The sequence below is a fragment of the Pseudomonas sp. P4795 genome (assembly GCF_048822895.1).
Lineage (GTDB): Bacteria > Pseudomonadota > Gammaproteobacteria > Pseudomonadales > Pseudomonadaceae > Aquipseudomonas.
In genome coordinates this window covers 437,827-458,899 of sequence record NZ_JBMFBT010000003.1, presented here as the reverse complement: position 1 = coordinate 458,899, position 21,073 = coordinate 437,827, and the positions used below count along the sequence as shown (strand labels likewise).

19 protein-coding genes are annotated in these 21,073 nt (G+C 59.8%); 10 read left to right on the top strand and 9 right to left on the bottom strand.

All coding sequences use genetic code 11. The annotated features are described in order from the left end of the window. Positions 1 to 49 precede the first annotated feature (49 nt). Positions 50 to 874 (bottom strand): tRNA cyclic N6-threonylcarbamoyladenosine(37) synthase TcdA, encoded by an 825-nt coding sequence (gene tcdA, locus ACOI8A_RS10680; RefSeq protein WP_420648343.1) that lies wholly within the window; start codon positions 872 to 874, stop codon positions 50 to 52. Positions 875 to 1,088: 214 nt separating this feature from the next. On the opposite strand from tcdA, the gene ACOI8A_RS10675 reads away from it, so the two are divergent. The 4 genes from ACOI8A_RS10675 (at position 1,089) to ACOI8A_RS10660 (ending at position 6,191) form a co-directional block, all read left to right on the top strand. After that, entirely contained in the window at positions 1,089 to 3,680 is a 2,592-nt protein-coding gene (locus ACOI8A_RS10675; RefSeq protein WP_420648344.1) for a glycosyltransferase, read from the top strand. A 97-nt stretch (positions 3,681 to 3,777) separates the two neighbouring features. After that, positions 3,778 to 4,929 carry a succinyl-diaminopimelate desuccinylase gene (gene dapE, locus ACOI8A_RS10670; RefSeq protein WP_420648345.1) on the top strand — a complete coding sequence of 384 codons (1,152 nt, stop codon included), beginning with the start codon at positions 3,778 to 3,780 and terminating at the stop codon, positions 4,927 to 4,929. After that, positions 4,929 to 5,738, top strand: coding sequence for a putative RNA methyltransferase (locus ACOI8A_RS10665; RefSeq protein WP_420648346.1), 810 nt, complete (start codon positions 4,929 to 4,931; stop codon positions 5,736 to 5,738). The genes dapE and ACOI8A_RS10665 overlap by 1 nt, the downstream gene beginning before the upstream one ends. 75 nt (positions 5,739 to 5,813) lie before the next feature. Further along, positions 5,814 to 6,191, top strand: coding sequence for a hypothetical protein (locus ACOI8A_RS10660; protein WP_420648347.1), 378 nt, complete (start codon positions 5,814 to 5,816; stop codon positions 6,189 to 6,191). A 94-nt stretch (positions 6,192 to 6,285) separates the two neighbouring features. Here ACOI8A_RS10660 and ACOI8A_RS10655 read toward each other — a convergent pair whose 3' ends face one another. Next, complete coding sequence (locus tag ACOI8A_RS10655) at positions 6,286 to 6,495, bottom strand: cold-shock protein (RefSeq protein ID WP_007908870.1); 210 nt, start codon at positions 6,493 to 6,495, stop codon at positions 6,286 to 6,288. Between the two features lie 237 nt (positions 6,496 to 6,732). On the opposite strand from ACOI8A_RS10655, the gene plsB reads away from it, so the two are divergent. The 4 genes from plsB to ACOI8A_RS10635 all read left to right on the top strand — a co-directional run bounded on the left by plsB (position 6,733) and on the right by ACOI8A_RS10635 (position 10,946). Next, positions 6,733 to 9,222 (top strand): glycerol-3-phosphate 1-O-acyltransferase PlsB, encoded by a 2,490-nt coding sequence (plsB, locus tag ACOI8A_RS10650; protein ID WP_420648348.1) that lies wholly within the window; start codon positions 6,733 to 6,735, stop codon positions 9,220 to 9,222. Positions 9,223 to 9,340: 118 nt separating this feature from the next. Further along, positions 9,341 to 9,685: a hypothetical protein gene (locus ACOI8A_RS10645; protein WP_420648349.1), complete on the top strand. Its 345-nt coding sequence runs from the start codon at positions 9,341 to 9,343 to the stop codon at positions 9,683 to 9,685. 150 nt (positions 9,686 to 9,835) lie between these two features. Beyond that, positions 9,836 to 10,234 (top strand): YbaY family lipoprotein, encoded by a 399-nt coding sequence (locus ACOI8A_RS10640; protein ID WP_420648350.1) that lies wholly within the window; start codon positions 9,836 to 9,838, stop codon positions 10,232 to 10,234. Positions 10,235 to 10,256: 22 nt separating this feature from the next. Next, entirely contained in the window at positions 10,257 to 10,946 is a 690-nt protein-coding gene (locus ACOI8A_RS10635) for a DUF4197 domain-containing protein (protein WP_420648351.1), read from the top strand. A 723-nt stretch (positions 10,947 to 11,669) separates the two neighbouring features. Here ACOI8A_RS10635 and ACOI8A_RS10630 read toward each other — a convergent pair. Then, on the bottom strand, positions 11,670 to 14,738 hold the full coding sequence (locus ACOI8A_RS10630; RefSeq protein WP_420648352.1) for an efflux RND transporter permease subunit: 3,069 nt from the start codon (positions 14,736 to 14,738) through the stop codon (positions 11,670 to 11,672). A 6-nt stretch (positions 14,739 to 14,744) separates the two neighbouring features. Next, positions 14,745 to 15,845, bottom strand: a complete 1,101-nt coding sequence (locus tag ACOI8A_RS10625; RefSeq protein ID WP_420657749.1) for an efflux RND transporter periplasmic adaptor subunit — start codon at positions 15,843 to 15,845, stop codon at positions 14,745 to 14,747. A 94-nt stretch (positions 15,846 to 15,939) separates the two neighbouring features. Here ACOI8A_RS10625 and ACOI8A_RS10620 point away from each other — a divergent pair, with 94 nt between their 5' ends. Next, entirely contained in the window at positions 15,940 to 16,575 is a 636-nt protein-coding gene (locus tag ACOI8A_RS10620) for a TetR/AcrR family transcriptional regulator (RefSeq protein WP_420648354.1), read from the top strand. 133 nt (positions 16,576 to 16,708) lie between these two features. Here the strand turns inward: ACOI8A_RS10620 and ACOI8A_RS10615 are convergent, their stop codons facing one another. Then, complete coding sequence (locus ACOI8A_RS10615) at positions 16,709 to 17,491, bottom strand: class I SAM-dependent methyltransferase (RefSeq protein ID WP_420648355.1); 783 nt, start codon at positions 17,489 to 17,491, stop codon at positions 16,709 to 16,711. Positions 17,492 to 17,583: 92 nt separating this feature from the next. Here ACOI8A_RS10615 and ACOI8A_RS10610 point away from each other — a divergent pair, with 92 nt between their 5' ends. After that, complete coding sequence (locus ACOI8A_RS10610) at positions 17,584 to 18,204, top strand: energy transducer TonB (protein WP_420648356.1); 621 nt, start codon at positions 17,584 to 17,586, stop codon at positions 18,202 to 18,204. A gap of 4 nt (positions 18,205 to 18,208) precedes the next feature. Here ACOI8A_RS10610 and ACOI8A_RS10605 read toward each other — a convergent pair whose 3' ends face one another. From ACOI8A_RS10605 to ACOI8A_RS10590, 4 genes are read right to left on the bottom strand one after another with little or no spacing between them, the layout of a single operon-like run. Continuing rightward, positions 18,209 to 18,901, bottom strand: coding sequence for an extensin family protein (locus tag ACOI8A_RS10605; RefSeq protein WP_420648357.1), 693 nt, complete (start codon positions 18,899 to 18,901; stop codon positions 18,209 to 18,211). A gap of 10 nt (positions 18,902 to 18,911) precedes the next feature. Further along, positions 18,912 to 19,763 carry an isocitrate lyase/PEP mutase family protein gene (locus ACOI8A_RS10600; protein WP_420648358.1) on the bottom strand — a complete coding sequence of 284 codons (852 nt, stop codon included), beginning with the start codon at positions 19,761 to 19,763 and terminating at the stop codon, positions 18,912 to 18,914. 33 nt (positions 19,764 to 19,796) lie between these two features. After that, positions 19,797 to 20,657 carry a DUF72 domain-containing protein gene (locus ACOI8A_RS10595; protein WP_420648359.1) on the bottom strand — a complete coding sequence of 287 codons (861 nt, stop codon included), beginning with the start codon at positions 20,655 to 20,657 and terminating at the stop codon, positions 19,797 to 19,799. Continuing rightward, positions 20,657 to 20,968 carry a hypothetical protein gene (locus ACOI8A_RS10590; protein ID WP_420648360.1) on the bottom strand — a complete coding sequence of 104 codons (312 nt, stop codon included), beginning with the start codon at positions 20,966 to 20,968 and terminating at the stop codon, positions 20,657 to 20,659. Before ACOI8A_RS10590 ends, ACOI8A_RS10595 begins: the two co-directional genes overlap by 1 nt. Between the last annotated feature and the right edge of the window lie 105 nt (positions 20,969 to 21,073).

The following is a 21,073-nucleotide window of genomic DNA, read 5'->3' as shown; positions in this document are numbered from 1 at the left end:
GAGAATTAAAAATCAAAAGATCGCAGCCTCCGGCAGCTCCTACAGGGAGTTAGGCTTTGGCTTCAGGTTTAACCCGCTCTGCCGGGCGCCGCACACCCGCCACAATCTTATCCACAGCCTTGGTCGCCGCGACCATACCAAACGTCGCCGTGACCATCATCACCGCACCAAACCCGCCGGCGCAGTCGAGCTTCACCCCGTCGCCGACAAAACTCTTTTGCAAACAGATGCTGCCATCCGGTTTCGGGTAGCGCAGTTGTTCGGTGGAGAACACGCACGGCACGCTGTAATGCCGGGTCATGGTGCGCGAAAAGCCATAGTCGCGACGCAACGTGGAACGGACTTTCGAAGCCAGCGGATCGTTGAACGTGCGGTTCAGATCGCAGACCTGAATCAGCGTCGGATCAATCTGCCCGCCCGCGCCACCAGTGGTGATGATCTGGATCTTGCGCCGCTTACACCAGGCGATCAGCGCAGCCTTGGCGTTGACGGCGTCGATGCAATCGATCACGCAGTCGATGTTCGGCGTGATGTATTCGGCCATGGTCTCGCGGGTAACGAAGTCCGCCACTGCGTGCACCGTGCAATCCGGGTTGATCCCGCGCAGGCGCTCGGCCATCACTTCGACCTTGGGTTTGCCGACCGTGCTGTCGAGTGCGTGCAACTGACGGTTGGCGTTGCTCACGCAAACGTCGTCGAGGTCGAACAGCGAAATCTCGCCCACGCCGCAGCGGGCCATGGCTTCCGCCGCCCAGGAACCGACGCCACCGACGCCGACGATCGCCACATGGGCCGCACGCAGGCGCGCCAGGCCCTCGATGCCATACAAACGGGCGATGCCTGCAAACCGTGGATCTTCTGTACTCATGACCATTACCCCAAAAACCGGCGCGCATTATAGGGCTACACAGCGACAAGTATTAAGCTTCACGTTAAAAGTGTAAGAACTTAAGTCAAAGTGGATTGCCCAACGTCAGGCATTTCCCTGCGTGTTGTATGACTCTGGGAAGTGCCGGTGTAGGATGCGCGCCCTCTTGGCGTCATCCAGCCGATCCTTCGTTCCACAGCCTTTGGAACCTGATACAGCTATGTCATCGCGTAAATTTGGACTCAACCTGGTGGTGGTTCTGGCAATCGCCGCCCTGTTCACCGGTTTCTGGGCGCTGATCAACCGCCCGGTCTCCGCGCCCAACTGGCCGGAGCAGATATCCGGTTTCTCTTATTCGCCGTTTCAGCAGGGCCAATTCCCACAGAAGGATCAGTTTCCTTCTGACGAGGAAATGCGCCGCGATCTGGAAATCATGAGCAAGCTCACGGACAACATCCGTACTTACTCGGTCGACGGCTCACTGCAGGACATCCCCAAGCTCGCTGAAGAATTCGGCCTGCGCGTGACCCTGGGGATCTGGATCAGTCCGGACCAGGAGCGCAACGAACGCGAGATCGTACGCGCCATCGAACTGGCCAACACCTCGCGCAGCGTAGTGCGCGTAGTGGTCGGTAACGAGGCGATCTTCCGCAAGGAAATCACCGCCACCGAACTGGCGATGATCCTCGACCGCGTGCGCGCAGCAGTCAAAGTGCCGGTGACCACTTCCGAGCAGTGGCACGTCTGGGAAGAACACCCGGAACTGGCCAAGCACGTCGACCTGATCGCCGCCCACGTTCTGCCTTACTGGGAATTCATCCCGGTGGACAAGGCCGGGCAGTTCGTCCTCGACCGCGCCCGCGATCTGAAAAAAATGTTCCCGAAAAAACCGCTGCTGCTGTCCGAGGTCGGCTGGCCGAGCAACGGGCGCATGCGCGGTGGCGCCGATGCGTCGCCGGCAGATCAGGCGATCTACCTGCGCACGCTGGTCAACAAGCTCAACCGCCAAGGCTTCAACTACTTCGTGATCGAAGCGTTTGACCAGCCGTGGAAGGCCAGCGACGAAGGTTCGGTGGGCGCCTACTGGGGCGTGTTCAACGCCGCGCGTCAGCAGAAATTCAACTTCGAAGGCCCGGTCGTAGCGATTCCGCAATGGCGCGTGCTGGCGGTCGGTTCGGTGGTATTGGCGCTGTTGTCGCTGACCCTGCTGATGATCGACGGCTCGGCCCTGCGTCAGCGCGGTCGCACATTCCTGACCTTTACCGCGTTCCTCTGCGGTTCGGTGCTGGTGTGGATCGGTTACGACTACAGCCAGCAATACAGCACGTGGTTCAGTTTGACCGTCGGCTTTTTGCTGGCGCTCGGGGCGCTCGGGGTGTTCATCGTGTTGCTCACCGAAGCGCATGAACTGGCCGAAGCGGTGTGGACGCACAAGCGCCGCCGCGAGTTTCTACCGGTGCTCGGCGACTCGGACTATCGCCCGAAAGTCTCGATCCACGTGCCGTGCTACAACGAGCCGCCGGAGATGGTCAAACAGACTCTCGATGCCCTGGCCGCCCTCGATTACCCGGACTACGAAGTCCTGATCATCGACAACAACACCAAGGACCCGGCAGTGTGGGAGCCGGTGCGCGATTACTGCGAAACCCTCGGTCCACGCTTCAAGTTCTTCCACGTTGCGCCATTGGCCGGGTTCAAGGGCGGCGCGCTGAATTACCTGATTCCGCACACCGCCAAGGATGCCGAAGTGATCGCGGTGATCGACTCCGATTACTGCGTGCACCCGAACTGGCTCAAGCACATGGTGCCGCACTTCGCCGACCCGAAAATCGCTGTGGTGCAGTCGCCGCAGGATTATCGCGACCAGAACGAAAGTACCTTCAAAAAGCTGTGCTATGCCGAGTACAAAGGTTTCTTCCACATCGGCATGGTCACCCGCAACGACCGCGACGCGATCATTCAGCACGGCACCATGACCATGACCCGTCGTTCGGTGCTTGAGGAACTTGGCTGGGCTGACTGGTGCATCTGTGAAGACGCTGAACTCGGTCTGCGCATTTTCGAAAAAGGCCTGTCGGCGGCGTACTACCCCGACAGCTACGGCAAGGGCCTGATGCCGGATACCTTCATCGACTTCAAGAAACAGCGTTTCCGCTGGGCTTACGGTGCGATCCAGATCATCAAGCGTCACACCCGCAGCCTGCTGCGCGGCCAGGACACCGAACTGACGCGCGGCCAGCGTTATCACTTCCTCGCGGGCTGGTTGCCGTGGGTCGCGGATGGCATGAACATCTTCTTCACCGTCGGCGCCCTGTTGTGGTCGGCGGCGATGATCATCGTGCCGCAACGGGTCGATCCGCCGTTGCTGATTTTCGCGATACCGCCACTGGCGCTGTTCGTGTTCAAGGTGGGCAAGATCATCTTCCTTTATCGTCGCGCGGTTGGCGTGAATCTGAAGGATGCGTTCTGCGCGGCACTGGCCGGCCTGGCGTTGTCGCACACCATCGCCAAAGCGGTGCTGTACGGCTTCTTCACCAGCAGCATTCCGTTCTTCCGCACGCCGAAAAACGCTGACAATCATGGTTTCTGGGTAGCGATTTCCGAGGCGCGCGAAGAGATGTTCATCATGCTGCTGTTGTGGGGCGCGGCGCTGGGGATCTTCCTCGTGCAGGGCCTGCCGAGCAATGACATGCGCTTCTGGGTAACGATGTTGCTGGTGCAGTCGCTGCCGTACCTGGCGGCGCTGATCATGGCGTTCCTGTCGTCGCTGCCAAAACCGGCGCCGGCGCCTCAGCCAGTCCCGGCGGTCTAAATCCTCACCGATGCACTAAACGGCGGCCAATGGTCGCCGTTTTGCTTTAAGATAACCGCCATTTTGCGCGCCTTGCCCCCAGCTTTCGGAGTTTTCCATGACGGCCCACGCCGACCTTTCGCCGACACTTCAACTCGCCATCGACCTGATCCGCCGTCCGTCCGTGACGCCGGTCGACGCCGATTGCCAGAAGCAGATGATGCAGCGCCTGGGCGATGCCGGTTTTACCCTCGAACCAATGCGCATCGAGGATGTGGATAACTTCTGGGCCACTCACGGCAACAACGACGGCCCGGTGCTGTGCTTCGCCGGCCACACCGACGTGGTACCCACCGGCCCGGTCACCGCGTGGCAGATCGACCCGTTCAACGCGTTGATCGATGAACACGGCATGCTCTGCGGCCGTGGTGCGGCGGACATGAAAGGCAGCCTGGCGTCGATGACTGTCGCCGCTGAGCGTTTTGTCGCCGACTACCCGAACCACAAGGGCAAGGTCGCGTTCCTGATCACCAGCGACGAAGAAGGCCCGGCGCATCACGGCACCAAGGCTGTGGTCGAACGCCTCGCCGCGCGTAACGAGCGTCTGGACTGGTGCATCGTCGGCGAACCGTCGAGCACCACGCTGGTTGGTGACGTTGTGAAAAACGGCCGTCGCGGTTCGCTGGGCGCCAAGCTCACCGTCAAAGGCATTCAGGGCCACGTCGCCTACCCGCATCTCGCGAAGAACCCGATCCACCTCGCCGCCCCGGCTCTGGCCGAACTGGCCGCCGAGCATTGGGATCACGGCAACGATTTCTTCCCGCCGACCAGTTTCCAGATTTCCAACGTCAATTCCGGCACCGGCGCGACCAACGTGATTCCGGGTGATCTGGTGGCGGTGTTCAACTTCCGTTTCTCCACCGAATCCACCGTCGAAGGCCTGCAAAAGCGCGTGGCCGACATCCTCGACAAGCACGGTCTGGACTGGCACATCGACTGGGCATTGTCCGGTCTGCCGTTCCTCACCGAGCCAGGCGCGTTGCTCGATGCCGTGGCATCGAGCATCAAGGACATCACCGGTCGCGAGACCAAGGCGTCCACCAGCGGCGGCACTTCCGACGGGCGCTTCATCGCAACCATGGGTACGCAGGTGGTTGAGCTGGGGCCGGTCAACGCGACCATTCACCAGGTCAATGAACGCGTGCTGGCCGCCGATCTCGACGTGCTGACCGAAATCTACTACCAGACCCTGATCAAGTTGCTCGCCTGATGCTCGCGTGCCCGATTTGCAGTGCGCCGCTGAGCGCGGTGGACAACGGCGTGGCCTGCCCCGCCGGACATCGCTTCGACCGTGCGCGTCAGGGTTACCTGAATCTGCTGCCGGTGCAGCACAAGAACAGCCGCGACCCTGGCGACAATCAGGCGATGGTCGAGGCGCGCCGCGACTTCCTCAACGCCGGCCATTACGCGCCGGTGGCCAAGCGTCTGGCCGAGTTGGCCGCGAGTTATACGCCGCAACGCTGGCTCGACATCGGTTGTGGCGAGGGTTATTACACTGCGCAAATCGCCGATGCACTGCCAAATGCCGATGGTTACGCTTTGGACATTTCGCGCGAAGCGGTCAAGCGCGCGTGCAAACGTAATCCGGCCCTGACGTGGTTGATCGCCAGCATGGCCCGCGTGCCGTTGGCGTCCGGCAGTTGCCAGTTTCTGGCGAGTGTTTTCAGTCCACTGGATTGGGAGGAAGCCAAGCGCTTGCTCAGCGTCGGCGGCGGTCTGATGAAAGTCGGCCCGACCAGCGGCCACCTGATGGAACTGCGCGAACGCCTGTACGACGAAGTGCGCGAGTACACCGACGACAAGCACTTGGCCTTGGTACCGCAAGGCATGGCGCTGGCGCACAGTGAAACACTGGAGTTCAAGCTGACGCTGGATAAACCTCAGGATCGCGCCAACCTGTTGGCCATGACCCCGCACGGCTGGCGCGCGAGTGCCGAACGTCGCGCGGCAGTGATCGAGCAGGCCGAGCCGTTCGAGACCACGGTCTCGATGCGCTACGATTATTTCGTTCTTCAATAACTTTTGGTCTCGGGCCAATGCCCGGGGCCGGCTAAATCCGCGAATGGATTTTTCAGACCCGCAGTGAGGACATCCATGCGCCAACCGGACATCGAGATTTACCTGAAAGACGCCGACGTCGACCACAAGGCCATTGCGGCCTGGCTCGGCGCAGCACTGGGCCCGTGCAGTGAATGGGTACAGAGAGGCCAGACCTACAAGTGCAAGGCCGGCAACGTGCCGGTGACCTGGCTGCCGAAAGCCGTGGGCAAGTGGAACAGCTTGTTCCTGGAAAGCGACCAGACGCCATGGGACGACGACATTGCCTGCGCCCGCGCCGCGTTTGCCGCGCTCAACGTCGAAGTGCGCTGCGCGCCGGGCACGTGGGTCGAAGAAGAAGGTGAAGAAACGGCGGACCGCTGGATGCGCATCAGCGAAGACGGTGAAGAAGAAATCACCTGGAAAACTGCCTAAAAGCAAAAGATCGCAGCCTGCGGCAGCTCCTACAGTTTTGGAATGCATCTCCCTGTAGGAGCTGCCGAAGGCTGCGATCTTTTGATCTTAAAGATTACAAACCAACAACATCCTCAGCCTGCAACCCCTTCTCGCCGGTGATCACGGCGTACTCAACCTGCTGCCCTTCCGTCAGCGACCGATGGCCTTCGCCACGAATCGCGCGGTAATGCACGAACACGTCCACCCCGTCCTCGCGCTGAATGAAGCCGTAGCCCTTGGCGTCGTTGAACCACTTCACGTTGCCGGTTTCACGTGTTGCCATCTGTTCATACTCCTTTTTTATTATTGAACAGGCTTTTCGCAGGAAAGCCTTTGAGGAACGTCAGCCTGCATCCGACGTCCATAAAGGGCCCCGGCGACAGAGCGCCGAGTATATGACAGGCGCGAAAACTCTCAACAGGAGTTTGGTTCGCGGCTTTTTTGCCGATTTTCCGCTAATCCGGCACACTACCGACCGCCCGAGCATCTGCTCGGTTTTATCCACTCACGCAGAAGCCGTATGACCCGCTCACCGTTCCGTCGTCTTGTGTTTGGCACCTTGCGCCGATTGTTGTACCTCTGGGTTCGCTCGGAGACGATCAACCAGTCGTCGTTCACTCTCAACCTCGACCGCAGCCGTCCGGTGTTCTACGTCCTGCAAAACCCGTCGCTGACTGATCTGGCAGTACTCGACACCGAGTGCACCAAGGCCGGATTGCCACGACCAGTGCTGCCGGTATCAGTGGGTAATCTGATGGAACCGGCTGCGTTCTTTTACTTGACGCCGGAGCCGGACTGGCTCGGGCGCCAGGACAAACGCGGCGCACCGCCGGCGCTGACCCGCCTCGTCAGCGCCCTGAGCCAGAATGCTGCCGAAGACGCGCAGATCATTCCGGTCAGCGTGTTCTGGGGCCAGTCGCCGGATAGCGAATCGAGCCCGTGGAAACTGTTGTTCGCCGACAGCTGGGCGGTCACCGGGCGTCTGCGTCGCCTGTTGAGCATCATGATTCTCGGGCGCAAAACCCGCGTGCAATTCTCCGCGCCGATTCATCTGCGCGAGCTGATCGAACACAACAAAGGCCACGAACGCACCGTGCGTATGGCCCAGCGCATCCTGCGCGTGCACTTTCGCAACCTCAAAGCTGCCGTGATCGGCCCGGACATTTCCCACCGCCGGAATCTGGTCAAAGGCCTGCTCAACCAGCCGCTGGTCAAGCAAGCGATCCTCGACGAAGCCGAACGCGAAAATATCTCCCCGGAAAAAGCCAAGGCTCAAGCCTTGCGCTACGGCAACGAGATCGCCTCGGACTACACCTACACCGCGATCCGCTTTCTGGAAGTGGTGCTGAGCTGGTTCTGGAACAAGATCTACGACGGGGTCAAGGTCAACCACATCGAAGGCGTGCAGAAGGTCGCGCAGGGTCACGAAGTGATCTACGTGCCGTGCCACCGCAGCCACATCGACTATCTGCTGTTGTCGTATCTGCTGTTCCGCAACGGCCTGACCCCGCCGCACATTGCCGCCGGGATCAACTTGAACATGCCGGTGATCGGCAGCCTGCTGCGCCGGGGCGGCGCGTTCTTCATGCGCCGCACGTTCAAGGGCAATCCGCTGTACACCTCGGTGTTCAACGAATACCTGCACACGCTGTTCACCAAAGGTTTCCCGGTCGAATACTTCGTCGAGGGCGGCCGCTCGCGCACCGGGCGTATGCTGCAACCGAAAACCGGGATGCTCGCAATCACCCTGCGCAGCTTCCTGCGTTCATCGCGGATGCCGATCGTATTTGTGCCGGTGTACATCGGCTACGAGCGCGTTCTCGAGGGTCGTACTTACCTCGGCGAACTGCGCGGCGCGAGCAAGAAGAAAGAATCGATCTTCGACATCTTCAAAGTCATCGGCGCGCTCAAACAACGCTTCGGCCAAGTGGCGGTGAACTTCGGCGAACCGATCAAACTCGCGGAATTCCTCGACAGCGAGCAGCCCGACTGGCGTCAACAGGAACACGGCCCGCAGTTCAAACCGGCGTGGCTGAATGAGACCACCAACCGTCTGGGCGAGAAAGTCGCGCAGCATCTGAACGAAGCGGCGGCAATCAACCCGGTCAATCTCGTAGCACTGGCACTACTGTCGACCACGCGCCTGGCGCTGGATGATCGAGCTATGGCGCGAGTGCTGGATCTGTACCTGGCACTGCTGCGCAAAGTCCCATACTCGCCGCACACCACCTTGCCGGAAGGCGATGGCCGTGCGCTGATCGAGCATGTGAAGGACATGGACTTGCTCGCCGAGCAGAACGACGCGCTGGGGAAGATCCTCTATCTGGACGAGCAGAACGCCGTCCTGATGACCTACTACCGCAACAACGTGCTGCATATATTTGCGCTGCCTTCGCTGCTGGCAAGTTTCTTCCAGAGTACCTCGCGCATGAGCCGCGAACAGATCCTGCGCTACACCCACGCGCTGTATCCGTACCTGCAATCGGAACTGTTCATTCGCTGGAAAACCGAAGAACTCGACGCCGTGGTCGATCAGTGGCTGGAAGCATTCGTCGAACAAGGCCTGCTGCGTTTCGAAAAAGACGTGTACCTGCGCCCGGCGCCGAGCTCACGGCACTTCGTGCTGCTGACCCTATTGTCGAAGAGCATCGCGCAGACGCTGCAACGCTTCTACATGACCGTTTCCCTGCTGCTCAACAGCGGCCAGAACAGCATCAGCGCCGAAGAACTGGAAGACCTGTGCACAGTCATGGCCCAGCGTCTGTCGATCCTGCATGGTCTGAACGCCCCAGAGTTTTTCGACAAGAGCCTGTTCCGCCACTTCATCCAGACCATGCTCGATCTGGGCGTACTGCGTCGCGACGAAGCGGGCAAGTTGAGTTATCACGAACTGCTCGGTGAACTGGCTGAAGGCGCGGCGAAACGCGTGTTGCCGGCGGATATACGTTTGTCGATCCGACAAGTAGCGTTACATGGAAACGAACAGGCCGCAGAGACAGCCGCAAGTTAACAACTACGCGAAAGTTTTCCACGCAGAAATAAACGGATGTATTTCTGCGGCGAACACACTTTCAAACAACGCTAGTATCTCCGGGCCTGATAACAGGCCCATATAAAAGGAGATCAACATGAACAAATATATCTCAGGGAAAGTTCTTTTCAGCAACACGCCTTACGTAGTTAGCAAGAGCTTCAAAACAAGTACCAGCCTTTACAAACTCGTTAACTCTGCCGAGTACGAACTGGTAAAAACCAACTCGCAAAACTCACTTGTTCATGATTGGTGGGAGTTCGAATTTTTGATCGAACAAGCGCCTGGCGAAGCTTCACAACACCAATACCAGATTGTTGCCGAGGTATTTATCGAGCAGGGCGAACTTCTTGCCAGTGCAAAAACCATCATCAAAGTCGACTTCAATTACGGTAGTCGGCACCACGAGGATCTTTATCTGGAACCGGTTCTGATTATTTGAGTCCAGTCCAGCCACGCGATTGGCTTTGACCGACTGCCCCCCCCCTCAGCAGGCACGGGCTAAAAATTCGCAGACGAAATTGCTGGTGAAATCCGCTAGATTGTCATTGGCGCTGGCCTTCTTCAGGCGCCGATGACAAGGATTCAATGCATGAAAAGAATTACTCTACTGGCCGCGGCCACCCTGCTCAGCGCCTGCCAATCAACTTCACCAGCCGGCAAAGTCAGCCTCGATGGCGAAGTGTTCTACCTGCAACGCATCGCTTTGCCGCCGAGCGCGACCCTGAGCGTGAGCCTGCAAGACGTCTCACTGGCCGACGCGCCTGCCGTGATACTCGACGAACAGAAAGGCCCGGTCAAAGACCAGGTGCCGCTGCCGTTCCACTTGAGCTACGATCCGGCTCAGGTCAAACCCGGCCACCGCTACTCGGTCAGCGCACGCATCGAAGTCAACGGCGAACTGATGTTCATCACCACCGAGCATCACGCCGTACAACTCGACGGCAACGATCCGCAGCCGCTGAAAATCCGCGTCGACGCCGCCCGCTAATTTTTCGAACAAGGAAGCTGCCATGCTCCGCCCCACCCTTCGCTTCTCCGCCCTGTGCGCCGGCTTGATGATCTCCGCCAGCGCTCTGGCCCTGTCGCTCAGTGACCTCTCGCAACAAGACGCCACCGGCGGCCTCAAGGACGCCCTGACCCAAGGCGCACAACTGGCCGTCAAACAGCTCGGCACTCCGGGCGGCTTCAGCAACAACCCGGAAGTGAAAATCGAACTGCCGGGCAAACTCGGCAAAGTCGCGAGCAAAATGAAAGCCTTCGGCATGGGCGCCCAGGTCGATGAACTGGAAACCGCCATGAACAAAGCGGCAGAAAGCGCCGTGACCCAGGCCCAGCCAATCCTCGTCGATGCCGTGAAGAAAATGAGCGTGGCCGACGCCAAAGGCATCCTCAGCGGCGGCAAGGATTCGGCCACCCAATACCTCGACAAATCCAGCCGTGAACAGATCCGCGCCAAGTTCATGCCGATCGTCAAACAGGCGACCGACAAAGTTGGCGTGGCGCAAAAGTACAACTCGTTCGCCGGCCAGGCTGCAACTTTGGGCGTGGTCGACGCGAAGAGCGCCAACATTGAGAGCTACGTGACTGAACAAGCGTTGAACGGCTTGTTCGAGATGATTGGCAAGCAGGAAGAAACCATTCGTCAGAACCCGGCTGCTGCGGCCACGAGTCTGGCGAAGAAGGTGTTTGGGACGCTTTAATTTCACCGTTTGATGAAAAGCCCGCTGACCTTAGAGGTTCAGCGGGCTTTTTTGTATTTGTAGATCCATTGCTATGGATCAGGTGCTTGGGGAGATCGTTGTTCTCCCCCTGACCACCCGGCCCTCACCCTAGCCCTCTCCCAGAGGTAGAGGGGATCGACCGTGAGATGCTTGGGAAATACGCCGACCTGAAAGAGCTCTTGTGAATCCATAATCGATACACAAATTCAGGTCGATGTAAGTCCGGAGACATCTCGGTCGGCTCCCTCTCCCTCGGGAGAGGGCTGGGGTGAGGGGCGAGTCCAACACAAAATCCAGATCAGATAACCCACCACCAACTCCCAACAGCGGCGCAGCCGCCCCACTCAACACAATGAGCGTTAGCTCGAGTACCGCTTTTGACGTACCGGCCCCTTCGGCAGGCTGAGTGGAGGGATTCATCCGGGGCTGGCGCGCAGCGCCGTTCGACGCAGTCGAACACATCGAGAGGAGGTGCAGCGCAGCAAACCGGAGGCGATGCCCCCGGATGAATTCCGGAGCGAAGGAACCCCGAGCCCCAGCGAGGGGCCGAACGCCGGGGCCCAGACCTTTGCTTCCTTTGGGGCGTTTGCCAAAGGAAGTCGCTGTAAAAGCGAAACCGCCAGCCGCAACACCCGAAGCAACGGATATAAACCCAAAACCCCAAGAGCCTGGTCGGCCCAAAGGCCGCCACGCCTTAAAAGATCAAGAATCCTTACGCACCCGAAACCACCCCGCATACAACGCCGGCAAAAACAAAAGCGTCAAAGCCGTAGCCACAATCAACCCCCCCATGATCGCCACCGCCATCGGCCCAAAGAAAACGCTACGAGACAAAGGAATCATCGCCAAAACCGCCGCCAGCGCAGTCAACACAATCGGCCGAAAGCGCCGCACGGTCGCCTCGATAATCGCATCCCAAGGCTTCAGCCCAGCCGCAATATCCTGCTCGATCTGATCCACCAGAATCACCGAATTACGCATGATCATCCCCGACAGCGCAATCGTCCCAAGCATCGCCACAAACCCGAACGGCTGACGGAACACCAGCAAAAACAGCGTCACCCCGATCAGCCCCAGTGGCGCCGTCAGAAACACCATCGCCGTACGCGAAAAACTGCGCAGTTGCACCATCAGCAACGTCAGCACCACCACGATAAACATCGGCACGCCGGCATTCACCGACTTCTGCCCACGCTCGGAATCCTCAACCGTGCCGCCGACATCGAGCAAATAGCCGTCGGGCAATTCAGCGCGAATCGGATCAAGCGTCGGCATGATCTGTTTCACCAGCGACGCCGGCTGCTCCTTGCCATAGATGTCCGCACGTACGGTCACAGTCGGCAGGCGATTACGGTGCCAGATGATGCCTTCCTCAAAGCCATATTCCAACGTGGCAATCTGCGACAGCGCCACGCTGCGGCCGTTATCGGTCGGCACCGCCAGACTCGGCAGCAACGACAATTCAGTACGCTCATGCACGGTGCCGCGCAGCAGGATCTCGATCAATTCGTTGTCTTCGCGGTACTGGCTGACGCTGGAACCGGTCAGCGAACTCTGCAGGAATTTCGCCAGATTAGCGGTACTCACACCCAAGGCCCGAGCGCGATCCTGATCGACGTTCAGGTATACGACCTTGCTCGGCTCTTCCCAGTCCAGATGCACGTTGACCACATGCGGATTCTCGCGAACCTTGGCCGCGACTTTGCGTGCCAGCGCGCGGACTTCTTCGATGTGTTCGCCAGTCACGCGGAACTGCACCGGATAGCCAACCGGCGGGCCGTTCTCCAGCCGCGTGACACGCGAGCGCAGCGCCGGGAATTGTTCGTTGAGCGTGTCGATCAGCCAGGTGCGCAAGGTTTCGCGCTCCTCGATGGTCTTCGCCAATACCACAAACTGCGCGAAGCTCGCCGCCGGCAACTGCTGATCCAGCGGCAGGTAGAAACGCGGGGAACCGGTGCCAACGTAAGCCACGTAATTGTCGATACCGGCGTGATCCTTGAGCAGCGCTTCGAGACGTTTGACCTCGCCAGCGGTGTTGCTCAGCGACGCGCCTTCGGCAAGTTTCAGATCGACCATCAACTCCAGCCGTCCGGAAGCCGGGAAGAACTGCTGCGGCACAAACCGGAACAACGCCACCGAGCCCATAAACAGCAGCACCGTCAGCACGATCACGGTTTTACGCCGACGCACGCACCAACCGACCAGACGCCGCACCCGCTGGTAGAACGGCGTGCCATACGGGTCAGTCTGCCCGTCAGCCGTGCCGTGTTTGGCTGCGTGAATTTTCGCCAGATCCGGCAGGAGTTTTTCCCCCAGATAAGGCACAAACACCACCGCTGCCACCCACGAGGCGAGCAAGGCGATGGTCACTACCTGGAAGATCGAGCGGGTGTATTCGCCGGTGCCGGACTGAGCGGTAGCAATCGGCAGGAAGCCTGCGGCAGTGATCAACGTACCGGTGAGCATCGGGAACGCGGTGCTGGTCCAGGCGTAGCTTGCGGCTTTGATCCGGTCGAAGCCCTGCTCCATTTTGATCGCCATCATCTCCACCGCGATGATCGCGTCGTCCACCAGCAACCCCAGCGCCAGCACCAACGCGCCGAGCGAGATTTTGTGCAGGCCGATGTTGAAGTAGTACATGCAGGCGAAGGTCATCGCCAACACCAACGGAATGGTCAACGCCACCACCATGCCGGTGCGCACGCCGAGGGAGAAGAAGCTCACCAGCAACACAATCGCCAGCGCTTCGACCAACACCTGAACGAACTCGCCGACCCCGGTTTTCACCGCAGCCGGCTGGTCGGAAACCTTGCGCAACTGCATGCCGGCCGGCAGGTTTTTCTGGATGCGGTCGAACTCGATTTCCAGCGCCTTGCCCAACACCAGAATGTCGCCGCCGCCCTTCATCGCCACCGCCAGACCAATCGCGTCTTCGGCCATAAAGCGCATGCGCGGCGCCGGTGGATCGTTGAAACCACGCCGCACGTCGGCGACATCGGAGATACGGAACGTACGATCACCGACCCGGATCGGGAAGTTTTTTATCTCATCTACTGTCTGAAAATTCCCCGAGACCCGTAGCTGCAAGCGCTCGCTACCGGTTTCGAAAAATCCTGCGGTGGACACCGCGTTCTGCTCTTCAAGTGCCTGCTGCACGGCTGCGAGCGGCAAGCCGAGGGTAGCGAGTTTGACGTTGGACAGTTCGACCCAGATTTTCTCGTCCTGCAGTCCCAGCAACTCGACCTTGCCCACGTCCTTGACCCGTTGCAGCTGGATCTGGATGCGGTCGGCATAATCCTTGAGCACTGCGTAGTCGAAACCGTCGCCGGTCAGCGCGTAGATATTGCCGAAAGTGGTGCCGAACTCATCGTTGAAGAACGGCCCCTGAATCCCCGGTGGCAAGGTCTGGCGAATGTCGCCGACCTTCTTGCGCACCTGATACCAGAGATCGGGGATTTCCACCGAATGCATCGAGTCGCGGGCAATGAACGTGACTTGCGATTCGCCGGGGCGCGAGAACGACACGATGCGCTCGTACTCGCCGGTTTCCATCAGCTTCTTTTCGATGCGTTCGGTGACTTGGCGCGAGACTTCCTCGGCCGTTGCACCCGGCCAGCGGGTCTGAATCACCATGGCCTTGAAGGTGAACGGCGGATCTTCACTCTGGCCGAGTTTGGTGTAGGACAACGCGCCGACGATCGCCAGCAAAAGCATCAGAAACAGTACGATCTGGCGATTGCGCAGCGCCCAGGCGGAAAGATTGAAATCCATCGGAACCTACTCCTTGTCCGCCAGATTGACTACGCGGTTGGAGCGATCCACCGGGCGTACCTGTTGCCCGTCGAGCAGCACATGCACGCCGGCGGCGACCACCCAATCGCTGGCATTCAGGCCTTCAAGCACCGGAACGGTTTTTTCGCCAAACGCGCCAACGCGCACCGGGGTTTTCTTCAGAGTGTTATTGGCGTTCACAACCCAGACGTAGGTCGCGCCGTTTTCGGCGGTCAGCGCCGAGAGCGGCACTGACAAAGGGATGACCCCGGCCGTCTGCACAAACACCCGAGCGCTTTGACCGAGTTCGGCCGGGACTTTGCCGGCGGTGAAAGAGATGCGTGCTGCGAAGGTGCGGGATTTGGGGTCGGCGGCTGGCGACAGTTCACGGATCTGCCCGGCGAAGCGCTGGTTCGGCTGCGTCCATAACTCAACCGAAACTGGTTGGCCGACCTTGAAGCGGCCGAAACTCTGTTCCGGCAGGCTGATCAACACCTCGCGCTCGCCATCGGTGGCGAGGGTAAACACCGTTTGCCCGGCAGCGACCACTTGCCCGACTTCCACCGAACGCTTGGCCACCACGCTGTCCTGTGGCGCACGCAGCACCGCGTAGCTGGCCTGATTGGTCGAGACGTTGAATTCGGCTTTGATCTGTTTAAGACGCGCTTCGCCGGAGCGGTAGAGGTTCTCGGCATTGTCGTAAGCCGAACGGCTGACCATTTGCCGATCCATCAGGGTCTTGTAGCGATCGCGCTCGGCACGTACCAGATTCAGATTGGCTTCGGCGGCGCTGACCTGCGCGCGGGTGGCTTCGAGTTGCAGGCGCACGTCCTGCGGGTCGAGTTCGGCCAGAGGTTGATCGGCCTTGACGCGCTGGCCTTCCTCGACCAGTCGTCGGCTGACTTTGCCGCCGATGCGGAACGCCAGATCCGGCTCGAAGCGGGCGCGTACCTCGCCCGGATAACTCTCCATCGCCTGTGCTGAAGGCTCTGGCTGCACCACCATGGCCGGTCGCACGGCGACTGGCGTCACCTCTTCCTTGCCACACGCCGATAACAACAACGCCAGACTGACTGACAACGCAAAGGACAACGCATGGCGGAACATGGTGACGGACCTTTCGCTAATGGTGCTTGGAATAATTATACTGGCCGGTATGTTATTAATAGCAAACTCACCAGTCCAGTATTAAAAGCGAAGAATGTCGAACAATCTTTCCACTTCAAACGGCCCGGGCCGTCCCAAGGATCTGGCAAAACGTCAGGCGATCCTCGAGGCGGCGAAAATTCTGTTTCTGAGTAATGGCTATGCCAACACCAGCATGGACGCGGTGGCCGCGGAAGCCGGCGTGTCCAAGCTGACGGTCTACAGCCATTTCAACGACAAGGAGACGCTGTTCTCCGCTGCCGTAATGGCCAAATGCGAGGAGCAATTACCGCCGCTGTTCTTCGAGCTGCCGGAAGGTATCGCCGTGGAAAAGGTGTTGCTGAACATTGCCCGGGGCTTTCATCAGCTGATCAACAGTGATGAATCGGTGAATCTGCATCGCTTGATCATGGCGCTTGGCAGTCAGGATCCGAAGCTGTCGCTGATCTTCTTCGAAGCGGGTCCGCAGCGCATGGTGGACGGAATGTCGCGTCTGCTGACGAAGGTTCACGAGACGGGCGTGCTGAGCATCGACAAACCGCGTAATGCGGCCGAGCACTTTTTCTGTCTGATCAAAGGGGCGGGGAATTTTCGCTTGCTGTATGGCTGCGGTGAGCCACTGGATGCCGAGGCGGCGCAGAGTCATGTGCAGGAAGTGGTTGAGTTGTTTATGCGCGCGTATCGACCCTGAGTTCTTTGGTGTCAGGGTTGATGCCATCGCTGGCAAGCCAGCTCCCACAGGTTTTAGCGGTGTGCACACAAGTTGTGAACACACTGCAAATCCCTGTGGGAGCTGGCTTGCCAGCGATCGGGTCAACTCGGTCTCAGGACTTCAACGCTTTCTTCGGATAGATGTCATAGCGGCTCGACTTTCCATCCAGCGCATGACTCGGCTTCGGCCCTTCAATGCACGGCGCCTTGCGCGGGCGCTTGACCACCACGCGGTGCGTCGCCAGCGCCAACGCGGCCGCGAGCAATGCCGGCGCATCCGGATCATCACCGACCAGCGGCCGGAACAGGCGCATTTCCTTTTTCACCAGCGCGGTTTTCTCCCGGTGCGGGAACATCGGATCGAGATAGATCACCTGTGGCGCCTCGCCTTCCCAGTTGCGCATCACCTCGATCGAGTTGCCGTTGAGCAGCTTCATCCGCGCGACAATCGGCGCCACCTCGAAATCTTCCGCGCCACGCGCCAGGCCATCCTCAAGCAACGCGCCGATCAGCGGCTGACGCTCGATCAGGCTCATCTCGCAACCAAGGCTCGCCAGCACGAACGCATCCTTGCCCAGCCCCGCCGTGGCATCCAGCACTCGTGGACGCACGCCTTGCGCGACGCCGACAGCCTTGGCGATCATCTGGCCGCTGCCGCCACCGTACAACCGGCGATGCGCCGCGCCGCCCTCGACGAAGTCCACGCGCACCGGCCCCGGTGCGTCCGGCCCCAGCTGTTGCAGTTGCAAACCCTGCTCGCCGATCTGCACGGCGAACTCGGCGTCGGCGATCTGCAACGGCAGATTCAGGCGTTCGGCCCATTGTTCGGCCTGCGCTGCATACGTCGGGCCAAGGGCCTCGACATGGATGCGGCAGGCCGCGGGTTGCTCAATCATGGAAAACACGCTCAAAAAGTTAAGGATCGGCAAAAACGGCCGATAACTCATTCAACGCGCATTTTGCCAGAGCTGAGCGGCATCCGAAAAAAATGTCAGGCATTCTTCCCACATCGATTGGCTACATTTCGCCCCATGGCGATTTCAGCCGTCACAATACTCAAGCACTGAGCGGCGTCAGTCATCTGTGGCAGGATTTCTTTGCCCAGGCGCTGGCCGAGCAGTCGAGTGATGTGGTGCCCGCCTGCGGCACGTTCCCACCGGTTGATCTGGCCAGTGCTGAAGAGCCGACCGTCGGCAGCGAATTGCACGCGCACATCATCAGCCAGCGCGAATGCGATGTGGTCGAAACTCAGGTGCGTCCCCCGGAGCCGCTGTTCCTGCCGATCGCAGAATTCGAAATGGAGCTGGCTGACAAGCCGTTCCCACCGTTCCCGCCAGAAGAAATCCAGGCCCAGCAAAAGGCTCAGGATTTCGACAGCAGTTGGGTTCGCCCGATTGTGGTCAATAACGGTCAGCCGCTGCCGGAACCTGGCGTCGCGCCGCAAAAACGTCCGCTGTACCTGCCGATTGCCGAATTCGATCTCGACTTGCTCGACAAGCCCTTCCCGCCGTTCACGCCAGAAGAAATCACTGAGCAACAAAAAGCCCTGGATTTCGATAACGGCTGGGCACGCCCGATCGTGCTGCAGAACCTGCGCATCGCCGCCTGATCCCTTAGCGACACACGCTCCAGCGCCCGACATCAACATGAAAGTGATTGCGATGCGCTGTGTTGTAGTCCGGACTCAACACCACACTGAACACCGCGCAGGCGCCGTCACGTACTCTGCGCAGAAACTGTGCGTCCTGATTTTGCTTCGGCCAGTCTCTGAGCACATTAACGGTTCGACCATCGGCCAGACGAAACCCGGCGATATCCAGCGCATTGGCGCTCGCGTGCTGGCTGAGCGCGCCATTCTCACGGTTGTACATATTGCGACAGGCAAAGCTTCCGAGATGATCGACGCGCGTTACTTTCTGGCCGTAAGTGGCTTGCGCCGCCGGTTGCAGGCTGTGGCGTTCGAACATCGCGTAGGCGACCGCCAGAGGGCAACTGGCGAGGAAACTGCTGCTCAGCGCCACCTCGCCGCCCTGCACGCGCAAAGCGCCGATCAAAGGACACTTGGCGTCAGGGCTGTTGGCCTGAGGCGCAACGCGCAGCTCGGAACTGCTCAGCGCCTGTTCACACAACTGCGCATCGCTGCGCAGGCGCATCAGTTTGTAGCCGGTCAGCCAGTTAGGCGTTGCCTTGACGTCGAGCGGCGCCCAGGGATTCCACTCGGGCGGCACGTCGAGCCAACCGCGCCAGACAGCGACGACCGCACATGCGATGCTCAGCAACAGCAGCGGTAGAAACCAGCGCCTCATGCCTTAAAGCTCATGTTTTGAAAAAAGCGTTGGCCTTGGCGTACGGCATCGAATGTCCGGTGAAAGCGAACGTGCCCGATTGCTGGATTTCTTCAGCCGCGCGGAAAAACTCGCCATACGCCGCCAACGCCAGTGCCGAACCGGTGCTGATGCGCTTCACACCCATTTCCTCCAGTTGCTGCACGCTCAGCTTCAAGCCGCCGGACATCAACACATTGACCGGTTTCGGCGCCACCGCGCGCACCACCGCCAGCACTTCTTCAGCGCTACGCAGGCCCGGTGCGTAAAGCACGTCGGCGCCAGCCTCGGCGAAGGCCTGCAAGCGGTGAATGGTGTCATCGAGATCGGGATTGCCGTGCAGGTAATTTTCAGCGCGGGCGGTCAGGATGAACGGAAATGGTAGCGTGCGCGCGGCGGCGACTGCAGCTTCGATGCGCGCGACGGCGTGGTCGAAACAGTAGATCGGCGAATCAGCACGGCCAGTGGCGTCTTCGATGGAACCGCCAACCGCGCCCGCCTCGGCTGCGCGAATCAGACTGAGCGCGGATTCTGCCGGAGCGTCGGCAAAGCCGTTTTCCAGATCCACCGCCACTGGCAGTTCGCTCGCCGTAACAATCGCACGGACATTGGCCAACGTATCCTCAAGGCCCAACCCGCCATCCGCCCTGCCTTGGGAAAACGCATATCCAGCGCTGGTGGTGGCCAATGCCGCGTAGCCCAGACTGGCGAGCATCTTCGCCGAACCGGCATCCCACGGATTGGGAATGACGAAAATCCCCGGACGCTCATGCAGAGCTTTGAAGGCTTCGGCTTTACGCACTTGTTGTTGAAGGGCTTGTTGTTGACGGGCTTGGGCGTCCATCGGCAGGCTCCTGGGCAGGAAAAAGAATCCGCCTCAGAGCAGGCCAAGTTGCTCGGCGGCGGGTTCTCTATATAGCTCAGGCAGAGGTGGCAAGCCAGGCAAACGTTGCATCAGTTGTGCGTGGAAACGTTGCGCCAGCTTCGCCGCCAGCAGATTGTCGGCGGTGTGCAGGAAGATATACGGCGTGCGGCCCTCTTCGATCCACTCGGCGATTTTCGCCACCCACGGCAGCAGAAACGGATCGTTGGCTTCAAGCTCGGGATGGCCAATGAAACGCACCTGCGGAAACTGCGTGAACGCCGCCGGGCGGGTTGGCACTCGCGGCTTCTTCGACTGGGCGTGGATCACTGAGGACTCGGTCGACAGGCAACTGAACAATGCGCGCGGATCGAGGCAGATGCGCTCGACACCGCGATCCAGCAACAGCCGATTGAGCAGGCGTTCGCTTTCACCTTTGGCGAAGAACTGCTCATGCCGCACTTCCACCGCGAGCGGCCGGTCCAGCGCATCGATGAACGCGGTCAACTCGGGCAAGCGTTGCGGAGTGAAGCTTTTCGACAGTTGCAGCCACAGCGGAGCCACACGCTCGCCGAGCGGGCTGATCAATTGGGTGAAGGTTTCGGCGGCGGTCAGTTGATCGCGCAAGTCCCCGCCGTGACTGATGTCACCAGGGAACTTGGCGGTGAAGCGAAAGTGCGCGGGCATGACCTCGGCCCAACGCTGCACGGTGGCCGGCGAGGGGCTGGCGTAGAAGGTCGTGTTGCCTTCCACGGCGTTGAACACTTGCGAATAGAGGCCGAGAAAATCGGAAGTCTTGGCATCTACCGGATACAGATACTCGCGCCAGGCATTTTCGCTCCAGGACGGGCAACCGAGGTAGTAAGGCAGATCCATCAGATATACAGATCGAGGCCCAGCACGTCTGCATCCCAATCGACAAAACCGGCAGTGCTCAGGTAGCTGGCCAGAGCCATGGCCACGCTGCGCTTCATTGCGCGGTGATAAATCATGTCTTGTTGACGGGCAGGCAGATTGCTCAGGCGTTGCGCTGTTTCTTTAGCGGTACGACGGGCAGCGAGTTGCTCTTCGGTGGGAAATTCCAGTTCGCCGTCGATATCGTCGACGGACTCATCCAGCGCCGGATTGCCTTTGCGAGGCTTGCGCTTGATGGGGTAGGAATGAGAGGAAACGCCGTCTATACGCATAAAGTCATGCTCGGAATCAATGATGGCAATTTAGCGGCACTTGACCGACTTAGCAAACTGCCGAGTGATAACTAGAACACATAAAGCGCAAAAGGTTTAAAGCGT

What these genes read in the sequence shown, in the direction of transcription:
- tcdA (WP_420648343.1), bottom strand. Translation starts at nt 874, where the DNA reads ATGGTCATGAGTACAGAAGATCCACGGTTTGCAGGCATCGCCCGTTTG.
- ACOI8A_RS10675 (WP_420648344.1), top strand. Translation starts at nt 1,089, where the DNA reads ATGTCATCGCGTAAATTTGGACTCAACCTGGTGGTGGTTCTGGCAATC.
- dapE (WP_420648345.1), top strand. Translation starts at nt 3,778, where the DNA reads ATGACGGCCCACGCCGACCTTTCGCCGACACTTCAACTCGCCATCGAC.
- ACOI8A_RS10665 (WP_420648346.1), top strand. Translation starts at nt 4,929, where the DNA reads ATGCTCGCGTGCCCGATTTGCAGTGCGCCGCTGAGCGCGGTGGACAAC.
- ACOI8A_RS10660 (WP_420648347.1), top strand. Translation starts at nt 5,814, where the DNA reads ATGCGCCAACCGGACATCGAGATTTACCTGAAAGACGCCGACGTCGAC.
- ACOI8A_RS10655 (WP_007908870.1), bottom strand. Translation starts at nt 6,495, where the DNA reads ATGGCAACACGTGAAACCGGCAACGTGAAGTGGTTCAACGACGCCAAG.
- plsB (WP_420648348.1), top strand. Translation starts at nt 6,733, where the DNA reads ATGACCCGCTCACCGTTCCGTCGTCTTGTGTTTGGCACCTTGCGCCGA.
- ACOI8A_RS10645 (WP_420648349.1), top strand. Translation starts at nt 9,341, where the DNA reads ATGAACAAATATATCTCAGGGAAAGTTCTTTTCAGCAACACGCCTTAC.
- ACOI8A_RS10640 (WP_420648350.1), top strand. Translation starts at nt 9,836, where the DNA reads ATGAAAAGAATTACTCTACTGGCCGCGGCCACCCTGCTCAGCGCCTGC.
- ACOI8A_RS10635 (WP_420648351.1), top strand. Translation starts at nt 10,257, where the DNA reads ATGCTCCGCCCCACCCTTCGCTTCTCCGCCCTGTGCGCCGGCTTGATG.
- ACOI8A_RS10630 (WP_420648352.1), bottom strand. Translation starts at nt 14,738, where the DNA reads ATGGATTTCAATCTTTCCGCCTGGGCGCTGCGCAATCGCCAGATCGTA.
- ACOI8A_RS10625 (WP_420657749.1), bottom strand. Translation starts at nt 15,845, where the DNA reads ATGTTCCGCCATGCGTTGTCCTTTGCGTTGTCAGTCAGTCTGGCGTTG.
- ACOI8A_RS10620 (WP_420648354.1), top strand. Translation starts at nt 15,940, where the DNA reads ATGTCGAACAATCTTTCCACTTCAAACGGCCCGGGCCGTCCCAAGGAT.
- ACOI8A_RS10615 (WP_420648355.1), bottom strand. Translation starts at nt 17,491, where the DNA reads ATGATTGAGCAACCCGCGGCCTGCCGCATCCATGTCGAGGCCCTTGGC.
- ACOI8A_RS10610 (WP_420648356.1), top strand. Translation starts at nt 17,584, where the DNA reads ATGTCAGGCATTCTTCCCACATCGATTGGCTACATTTCGCCCCATGGC.
- ACOI8A_RS10605 (WP_420648357.1), bottom strand. Translation starts at nt 18,901, where the DNA reads ATGAGGCGCTGGTTTCTACCGCTGCTGTTGCTGAGCATCGCATGTGCG.
- ACOI8A_RS10600 (WP_420648358.1), bottom strand. Translation starts at nt 19,763, where the DNA reads ATGGACGCCCAAGCCCGTCAACAACAAGCCCTTCAACAACAAGTGCGT.
- ACOI8A_RS10595 (WP_420648359.1), bottom strand. Translation starts at nt 20,657, where the DNA reads ATGGATCTGCCTTACTACCTCGGTTGCCCGTCCTGGAGCGAAAATGCC.
- ACOI8A_RS10590 (WP_420648360.1), bottom strand. Translation starts at nt 20,968, where the DNA reads ATGCGTATAGACGGCGTTTCCTCTCATTCCTACCCCATCAAGCGCAAG.